Genomic DNA, 8,643 nt, shown 5'->3' on the forward strand with positions numbered 1-8,643 from the left:
GATGTCGCCGGCGTACTCGTTGTCGCTGGTGTTCGGAACCTCGTGGAAGCAGGCGTCGCCACAGCGGTAGCGACAGGTCATGGCCGAGCGGCCGCCAGGGTGCGGCGAGCCGATGAGCGGCAGAAGTCTGCGCACGATCCCCTCCGGATTCTGTGAGTTCGCGCCGGACGCTAGGCGCGTAGCCCCGCCGGGGAGAGAAGCGGACCTGAACTCCAGGTGAACCCGCGCCGGTGGGGTGCGCGGGACACGTACGCTGAGCGGTTGGTCACCGTAAGTAATCGGATGGGTGCGACGCCCCGCGGCCGTTAGGATTTCGCCCATGGCGGCCACTGGAGAAGAGCAGCAGGGGACGAAGGCGTTCTACGTCTCGACCCCCATCTACTACGTGAACGACGCTCCGCACCTGGGCCACGCCTATACGACCGTCGCAGGCGACGTGCTCACCCGCTGGCACCGCCAGCGCGGTGAGAAGGTGTGGTACCTCACCGGCACGGACGAGCACGGTCAGAAGATCATGCGCACCGCGGAGGCGCACGGCGTCACCCCGCAGGAGTGGTGCGACAAGCTCGTGGAGGAGGCGTGGAAGCCCCTCTGGGAGCACCTGGAGATCGCGAACGACGACTTCATCCGCACCACGGAGAAGCGGCACACGGACCGGGTGCAGGAGTTCGTCCAGGACCTGTACGACAAGGGCGAGATCTACCGGGGGGGCTACGAGGGCCCGTACTGCGTCGGCTGCGAGGAGTACAAGACCCCCGGCGAGCTGCTCGACGGCGAGGGAGAGTACGCGGGCCTGAAGCTCTGCCCGATCCACAAGACGCCGGTGGAAATGCTGAAGGAGGAGAACTACTTCTTCAAGCTCTCCGAGTACGGTCCGAAGCTCCTGGAGTTCTACGAGGCCAACCCCGGCTTCGTCCAGCCCGAGTCGGCCCGTAACGAGGTCCTCAGCTTCGTCCGGCAGGGCCTCAACGACCTGTCGATCTCCCGCTCCACGTTCGACTGGGGCGTGCGGGTCCCGTGGGACGACAATCACGTCATCTACGTGTGGATCGACGCCCTCCTCAACTACGCCACCGCCGTGGGCTACGGCGCGGACGAGCAGAAGTTCGCCGGCACCTGGCCGGCCGACGTCCACCTCGTCGGCAAGGACATCCTCCGCTTCCACGCGGTGATCTGGCCCGCGATGCTGATGGCCAACGGGCTGCCGCTGCCGGGCAAGGTCTTCGCCAACGGCTGGCTCATGGTCGGCGGCGAGAAGATGTCGAAGTCCAACCTGACCGGCATCAAGCCGCAGGACCTCACGGACCACTTCGGCGTCGACGCCTACCGCTGGTACTTCCTGCGCGCCATCCAGTACGGCCAGGACGGCTCGTTCTCCTGGGAGGACTTCACCCACCGCTACACCAGCGAACTCGCCAACGACTTCGGCAATCTGGCCTCACGCGTGGGCGCGATGACCGTCAAGTACTTCGACGGCGACCTCCCCGCCGCCCCGGCCGCGGGCCCCGCGGAACAGGTGATCGTCGACGGCCTGGCGCACGCGACGGCGGAGGCGGACCGGCGCATCGGTGACGAACTCGACTTCGCGGGCGGCATCGCGGCGGTCTTCGACTTCATCAAGAAGGTCAACCTGTACCTGACGGAACAGGAGCCCTGGAAGGTCGCGAAGGCTGCGATCCCCGGAGCCGCTGACGCGGCGGGCTCGCCCGAGGCCCAGGCCCGCCTGGCGACGATCCTCTACACCGCGGCGGAGGCCCTCCGCGCGGTCGCGGTCCTGCTGCACCCGGTAATGCCGGCGACGTCCCAGCAACTCTGGACGTCCCTGGGCGCCGAACCGGCCCTGGGCCCCCTGGCGGACCAGCGCATCGCGGAAGCCGCCGAATGGGGCCGCCTCCCGGCAGGCGCGAGGGTCACGAAGGGCGCCATCCTGTTCCCCCGCCTGGAGGACCCGAAGACGGACTGAGGGTCGTCGCCCCCCGGAGGGAAGGACGGCGACGCCCTGCGCCGGCTCGGCAAGCACGATCGAAGGCACGGCGGCTTCCACCGGCAGCTTCTCCGCATCGATGTCGGGAGATCGAGGAGCGGTTGGCTGCCGGCAGGCGAAAGGGCTTGAGTCTCCAGCAGGGGGAGACGCAAAGGTGGGCGCATGGACGGCGACACGCTCTACTCGATCGGCGAGCTTGCTCGGCGGACCGGTCTCACGGTCAAGACCGTTCGGTTCTACTCCGATCGCGGAATCGTGGCGCCGACGGACCGCAGCCCCGCCGGCTACCGCCTCTACAACATCGACACCGTCGCACGCCTGGACCTCGTGCGGACCCTGCGCGAGCTGGGACTGGACCTTCCCACGATCCGCAAGGTCGTGGACCGCGAGCTCTCGCTTCCCGAGGTCGCTGCGGCGCATGCCGAAGCACTGGCAGTGCAGATCCGGGTCCTGAGCCTGCGGCGCGCGGTGCTGTCGGCGGTGGCCGAGCGCGGGTCCACACCTGAGGAGACGGAACTCATGCACCGGCTGGCCCAGCTCTCCGCGGACGAACGCCGACGTCTGATCGGCGATTTCCTCGACGCCGTCTTCGGCGGTCTTGACGCTGCCCCAGGATCCGCGGGGGTCATGCGCTCGATGACCCCCGAGCTGCCCGACAACCCGGAGGCGGAGCAGGTCCGGGCGTGGGTGGAGTTGGCCGAAATCTCCCTGGACCCGGATTTCCGCGCCCTCGTGCGGCGGATGGCCGAGGACCAGGCAGCCGAGCAGGCCCGAAGCGACACGATGGTCCCGCGCCGCGACATCACCGCAGCCGTCCGTGACCAGGCCGACCCGGCCCTGACCGCCGGCATCGACCCGGCCTCCCCCCAGGCCGATTCGATCGTCGCGGCGTTCACCGCGCACTACGCGCACCTCCTCGGCCGCCCCGACGACGTCGAGCTTCGCCGCCGACTGGCGACTCGGCTGGAGAGCGTGAACGACCCCCGCAGGGAGCGGTACCTCCAGCTGCTCGCCGTGGTCAACGGCTGGCCGGCCCCGGAGAGTCTGGCTCCGGTGTTCGACTGGTCCCTCCAGGCTCTGCGCGTCCGGACACAGCCATGACGGTGCGGCGGCAAGGAGGCACCCGGTTCAGTTCGCGAAATCCGCGTCAGCGCCGGCGCGTTCCCGGGGCTCACCCAGCAGCACGCCGCGGCTATCGCCGCCGACGAGGGTCTGAAGACCGAGCTTCTGGCGCTTCGGCAACCAGGTGATCGACGAGATCGCCCCCGACCCCCGGGACTGACACCGACTTGCCAGCTCAGCGTCGGCCGGGGAGCTTGAACGTTGCCCAGACGGCCTTGCCCGGGCCGTTGCGTTCGGAGGTGCCCCAGTCGTCGGCGAGGGCGGCGACCAGGAGCAGTCCGCGGCCGTGGTCGTCGGTTGCCGCGGGCGAGCACACGCGGGGCTCACCGCCCCCGGCGTCGTGCACCTCGACGTGGACGAGGTGTTCCTGCGCGTCGACGCGTACGAGGAAGAGGCGGCCGGCGGGGGTGTGGCGCAGCGCGTTGGTCGCCAACTCGGAAACGCACACGCGAATGTCGTCCACCCGGTCCCCCGCGCACACCCGGGAGACGACGAAATCCCGTGCCTTGCCCACCGAACGGGCACTCCGGGCGAACATGCCCGACTGCGTTGTCATCGCGTACCTCCTTCCGGATGAAGCTGAAGCGTGTTCCCCTTCCCTCCCTGTGGGTAAAGCGATCGAGGCCGGACTGCCGAAGCTCGGCGTCCACGCGACACTGTGCTTCATCGCTGCTCATTTCTACTCAGGAATCGGGATCCTGCGCGCATGACCAAGTGCAGCCGTTCCGGTGGCGTGGCAGGGGGTGAGCAGGCGGACATTCGGGCGGACGTTTCCGTCGCCGCAGTCGAGGCGAAGTCCCTACGGTTGGAGGTACTTTCCGGCTGGCGAGGGAGAACGTATGGCGCAGGTGGGCGTGAACCGTCTGGCGCGGTTACGACGGGCCGCGGGATACACGCAGGCGTCATTCGTCGCGGCGTTCACCGCGGAAGCGGCCCGCCTGGGCGTGCGAGCTGCGGTGAGCGTGCGGCAGGTGAGGCGCTGGGAACGTGAGGCCCCTCCGCCTCTGCCGCATCCGGGTCAACAGATCGTTCTCGAAGTCATCTTCGGCGTGCCGCTCGCCGAGATGGGGTTCGACGCACCCCCGCACCGCGTGACGGCCGCGGGGACGGTCAGCGATCCTGAAGCGGTGAAGCGCAGGACGTTCGTCGCCGACGCCGGATCACTTGCCGCAGTGGCTCTGTCGCCTGCCCTGCGAGGCCCCCGCGTCGGGGCTGCCGATCTGGTCAAGCTGCGGGCGCGGCTGGACGGCCTGTACGAGACCGATCACACAGCGGGCAGTGTCCCGGCCATGACCGAGGCGCACGGTATCGAGAGCGAGATCACGGGGGTACTCGGGTCCGCCACCTACACGGGGAGGGTCGGCCGCGAACTGCAAACAATGCTTGCCGAGTTGTATGGCCACCGCGCTTGGTACGGCTATGACGGAGGGCGCATCGAGCGCGGACGAGCCTCCTGCCTGGAGGCTCTGGCAGCGGCGCAACTCGTCGGCGACCCGCTGTTGCAGGTCTCCGTCCTTGAGACGCTCGTACTGCTCGCGATCAAGGCAGGGCGGACCTGGGAGGCGGCAAGCGCGGTCGAGAACGCTCACCGGCTCGCTACCCGCGCCGCGGCCGGTCATACGGTGCATCTGGTCATCGCTCTGCGAGACGCCAACGTCGCCACCCACGCAGGCGACCTGGCTGGTGCGCGGCGGGCCCTGAGCCGCGCGGTGAACCATCAGGCGCGGGCGGACAGAGACTCCGAGGTTCCCGGTTGGGCCCGCTTCGTCGGCCCCTTCGAGGTCGACTACGCCACCGCCGACATGTACGTACGGGCGGGGCAGCCCAAGCGGGCGGTGTCCTTCCTGCGCGCCGCCGTACGCGGCATGGGAGGCGAACTCGCCCGCAACGGCGCCTCGTACCGGGTCAGACTTGCCGGCGTACTTCTCGACGCAGGGGAGGTCGACGAGGCGTGCGCGGTGATGAACGGTGTACTCGACACCTGGGGAGGTATCTCCTCGCCGCGACTGCTCAGCCGGGTCACAGAGTTTCAGCGGGCTGCGGGCGGATTGGACAGCGTCGCGGCCCGCGCATGCGGCGACCGCATCCGCGAAACGGTCCCGGGGAGTGTCACGTGAGACAACGACAGGTAGTCGTCTTGGAGCAGATGGACGGTCGGGCCGCCGTGCAGGCCGAGGACTCGTTCCGTCTGGTCTACGCCGAAGCGTTCGCGGAGCCGCCGTACAACGAGACCGAGAACGACGTGAAGGCCACCTTCCGGCGCTTCCGCTCCCAGACGCGCAGGACCGCCTTCCGTGCTGCCTTGGCCCGGACCGAGGACGGTGAGCCGGTCGGGATCGCGTACGGGCATCCGCTCGGTGCGGATACGAGGTGGTGGGACCAACTCACCGAACCCGTGGCGGAGGACATGCGGCGCGAGGACGGACGCCGCACCTTCGGCCTGATGGAACTCGCCGTGCGTCCACCCTGGCGCGGACGAGGCATTGCCCGCCGCCTCCACGAGACCCTGCTCCAAGGCGTCGGTGCCGAACGCGTCCTCCTCAACGTCCACCCCGGCAGCGGAGCTGCATCGGCCGCGTACCGGGCGTGGGGTTACCGGAAGGTCGGCGAGGCACGGCCGTGGGCCGGCGCTGATCTGCACGACGTGATGGTGCTCTGTCTGGACTGAGCTGCGCTTTGCGCCGACATCGGCGGGCGGTCACGTCGATTGCCACGGATCGTCCGCGTCCTCGCCGACGCGGTCCTCGTCGCCGTAGAACTCGTCGGCCCCGGCGCGCAGTTGTCGGTGGCTCAGCCGTGGTGCGGGGGGGCTCGTCCGACAGGTTCTCGTGCTTCCGTCGCTCTGCGACCTCGCGTGCCAGGTCCAGCCAGGTCCCGTACGGCGGCGGATCGTCCTCAGAGTCCTGGTCCGAATCAGTCACGGCTGCTGCCCGTCGATGCGGGGCGGTACGGGTGCCAGCCGTGCGTCTGCACGGTGAAGCCCATCGGCTCGGGGAAGGTGAGCGGCTGACCGAAGATGCCCTTGCCTGTCTCGACGTAGACGCGGCCTTCGAGTTCGAGGACGTGCCAGGTCGCGTCGTTGGGGTCGACGACAAGGTAGACCGGGATGCCCACGGAGGCGTAGCGCTCCCGCTTGTCCTCCCAGTCTCGCTTGATGGCCGTACGGGTACTGGAGACCGTCTCGACCACGGCCAGCACGATCTGCGCGGGCCAGTCCGCGTCCGCCTCGTCCGGCGGGCGGTCCTCACCTCTGATGATCACGGCGTCGGCACGCGGACGATGGTCGTTGGCCACCAGCAGCCCGCGCGCGGACCACGCCTCGAACGGCTCCGGCGTGTGCCGAACGAGGCTCCGACCTGGAAGGTCGTGAACGTGGCCGGGGTTTGCCTGCATGACGAGCTCGCCGTCGAGCAGTTCGACCCGCAGGCCGTCCGGGGCCTCAACGTCATGCCACAACTGAACCAGCGCGCTGGCCTTGTCCAGGGAAGCCCGAGGAGCGCCAGATTTGGTTCACAGGCGCCAGGTGGGGGCCGAGGGCTGGGGGCGGTAGGTGCAGGTGGTGCCTGTGGAGACTGACTGTTTGAGGTGGGTTGCCAGGGCCGGGTGGTCCTTGGCGATCTTGCGGAGGGCGTCGCGGATGCGGGCGCCTACCGCCTTGCGGGCGCGTTCCGCCTCGTCGCCGAGGCGGCGGGTGCGGCCCGCGAGGCCCGCGGCGGCGCGGAGTTCCTCCAGGAGTGCGGCCCGTTCGCGGTCGTACGTGGCGGCGCGGGTGTCGTCGCCGGTGGCGGTGGCGTGGTCGATCTCCTCGTCGAGGAGTTCGAGGCGGCGGCGGTAGCGGGACTTGGCCTCGGCGTCCAGGACCGGGTCGCCGCCCAGGCGGTGGGCGGCTGCCAGTTCCTCGCCGCCCTCCGGGTTGAGGAGGCGTACGGCAGGGAGGTCGGTGCCGGGGGCGGCGAGGAGGGTGTGCAGGTCGCGTAGGCCCTTGGCGTCGGGGAGGTGCACCGTCCTGCCCGCGTACGTCAGCGTCCACACCCGGCCGTCGTAGCGGAACTCCTCGTCGGGGGGTGGCAGCTGCGGGGAGGGTTCGGCGGCGGGGGCTTCCGGGGGCAGGGCCATGCCCAGGCGGGCTGCTTCCTCCGCCGCCGCGCGCGCCAGCTTCTCCGCCGCCGCGTCGCCCTGCTCCCGCAGTACCCGCGCCAGCCCGTGGCGGGCCAGCACCGACCACGGGCGGGCCTGGAGGAGGTCCGCCGAGCGGCGGGCGGCGCGGAAGCCCTCCACGGCCGGGGCCCAGCGGCCCTGCGCCGCGTCGACCAGCGCCAGCCAGTAGTCGATGGGGCCGCTCATGTCCCAGCCGTAGACCGCCACGAGCCACTGCCCGCGGTACGGGGAGAGGGCGTCCCGTACCTTCTCGGCCAGCTCCGGGTCCGCCGTCGCGGCCGCCGTCTCCGCCTCCAGCCGCAGCCACATGGGGAAGAAGCCGCGGTTTTGCTGCTCGTCCGTCGGCGGGCCCGCGGCGATCAGCCGCCGGGCCGGCTCCGGGTCGCCGCGGCGCAGTTCCGTCAGCGCCCGGAGGCACTCCGGGAAGCCGTGTCCGGCGGTGGTGACCCGTGCCGCCGCCTCGGCGGCCTCCTCGTACCGGCCCTGGAGCATGCGGATCGTCCACCAGTGGTGGTCGAGCAGCTCGATCCAGTGCTCGTGCTCGTTGTCCCGGCCCATCTCCACGACGTGCGCCATGTGCCGCTCGGCGGCGTCGAAGTCGCCGCGCAGCGTCTCGACGAGGGCCTCGTCCATGGCCAGGGTGTGGCGGATGCTGGGGAGGTCGCTGCGCTCGGCGGCCTCGACGTAGCCCCGGTACGTGTGCGGGAAGCGCGGGTCGCCCAGCTCCAGCATCGCCACCCAGCGCATCGCCACCGCGATGTGCCGCCCCGCGGGGCTCCCGGCCCGCTCGGCGAGCGTGATCAGCTCCTCCGTCAGCGCCAGCCGCTCGGCGGCCGTGCCCAGGCCCCAGATCGCGTTGTGCCGGGTCCACAGGCCGAAGCCCAGCTCCTCGTCGTCCTGGCCGCGGCGGGCGCTGACCGACAGGGTGATGCTCAGCTCCGCCGCCATCTGGTCGGCCGACAGCTCCCCGTCGGCGTCCGCGCCGCCGGCCCGCTCCGGGTGGGCGCTGCGCGCCAGCGCGCGGTGCGCCTCGCGCAGCAGCAGGCGATTGGATTCCGCCTGCTCCACGGGGACCGTCGCGCAGTACCCCTCCCCGCTGTAGACGCCGAGGGCTACGCGGGCCAGCAGCTCGGGGTCGTCCTGCGCCCGGGCCGTACGCACCGCGTCCGCGAACAGCGGCCATGCCTCGGCCGCCCTGCTCCCGTGCAGCAGCGCCCCGCCCAGGTCCAGGGCCGTGAGCACCCGGCAGCGCACCGACGCGCCGGCGGACCGCTCGTACGCCCGGCGCAGATGCGTGAGGACCTCGTCGAACGCGAGCCTGTTGCCGGCGTCCTGCCCGGCGGCCCGCAGCAGGGCGACGGCCTGCTCGGCGGGCAGCT

General features: G+C 70.8%; 6 protein-coding genes and 1 pseudogene. 4 read left to right on the top strand and 3 right to left on the bottom strand.

All coding sequences use genetic code 11. The features are described from left to right. The first annotated feature begins 319 nt into the window (after positions 1 to 319). Entirely contained in the window at positions 320 to 1,963 is a 1,644-nt protein-coding gene (gene metG, locus H5J30_RS10050) for a methionine--tRNA ligase (protein ID WP_181787077.1), read from the top strand. A gap of 183 nt (positions 1,964 to 2,146) precedes the next feature. Beyond that, the gene (locus H5J30_RS10055) at positions 2,147 to 3,085 is read left to right on the top strand and encodes a MerR family transcriptional regulator (protein WP_181787078.1); all 939 of its coding nucleotides are present in this window, start codon (positions 2,147 to 2,149) and stop codon (positions 3,083 to 3,085) included. 196 nt (positions 3,086 to 3,281) lie between these two features. Here the strand turns inward: H5J30_RS10055 and H5J30_RS10060 are convergent, their stop codons facing one another. Further along, positions 3,282 to 3,662 (bottom strand): ATP-binding protein, encoded by a 381-nt coding sequence (locus H5J30_RS10060; RefSeq protein ID WP_181787079.1) that lies wholly within the window; start codon positions 3,660 to 3,662, stop codon positions 3,282 to 3,284. Positions 3,663 to 3,945: 283 nt separating this feature from the next. On the opposite strand from H5J30_RS10060, the gene H5J30_RS10065 reads away from it, so the two are divergent. Both H5J30_RS10065 and H5J30_RS10070 read left to right on the top strand, forming a co-directional pair. After that, positions 3,946 to 5,223 carry a helix-turn-helix domain-containing protein gene (locus tag H5J30_RS10065; protein ID WP_181787080.1) on the top strand — a complete coding sequence of 426 codons (1,278 nt, stop codon included), beginning with the start codon at positions 3,946 to 3,948 and terminating at the stop codon, positions 5,221 to 5,223. A gap of 29 nt (positions 5,224 to 5,252) precedes the next feature. After that, entirely contained in the window at positions 5,253 to 5,774 is a 522-nt protein-coding gene (locus tag H5J30_RS10070) for a GNAT family N-acetyltransferase (RefSeq protein ID WP_181787081.1), read from the top strand. Positions 5,775 to 6,019: 245 nt separating this feature from the next. Here H5J30_RS10070 and H5J30_RS10075 read toward each other — a convergent pair whose 3' ends face one another. Further along, positions 6,020 to 6,562, bottom strand: a complete 543-nt coding sequence (locus H5J30_RS10075) for a Uma2 family endonuclease (protein ID WP_258563230.1) — start codon at positions 6,560 to 6,562, stop codon at positions 6,020 to 6,022. Between the two features lie 54 nt (positions 6,563 to 6,616). Further along, positions 6,617 to 8,643: pseudogene (locus H5J30_RS10080) on the bottom strand (ATPase); the annotation flags it as partial.

Origin of the sequence: Streptomyces phytophilus (assembly GCF_013870535.1) — a bacterium.
GTDB lineage: Bacteria > Actinomycetota > Actinomycetes > Streptomycetales > Streptomycetaceae > Streptomyces > Streptomyces phytophilus.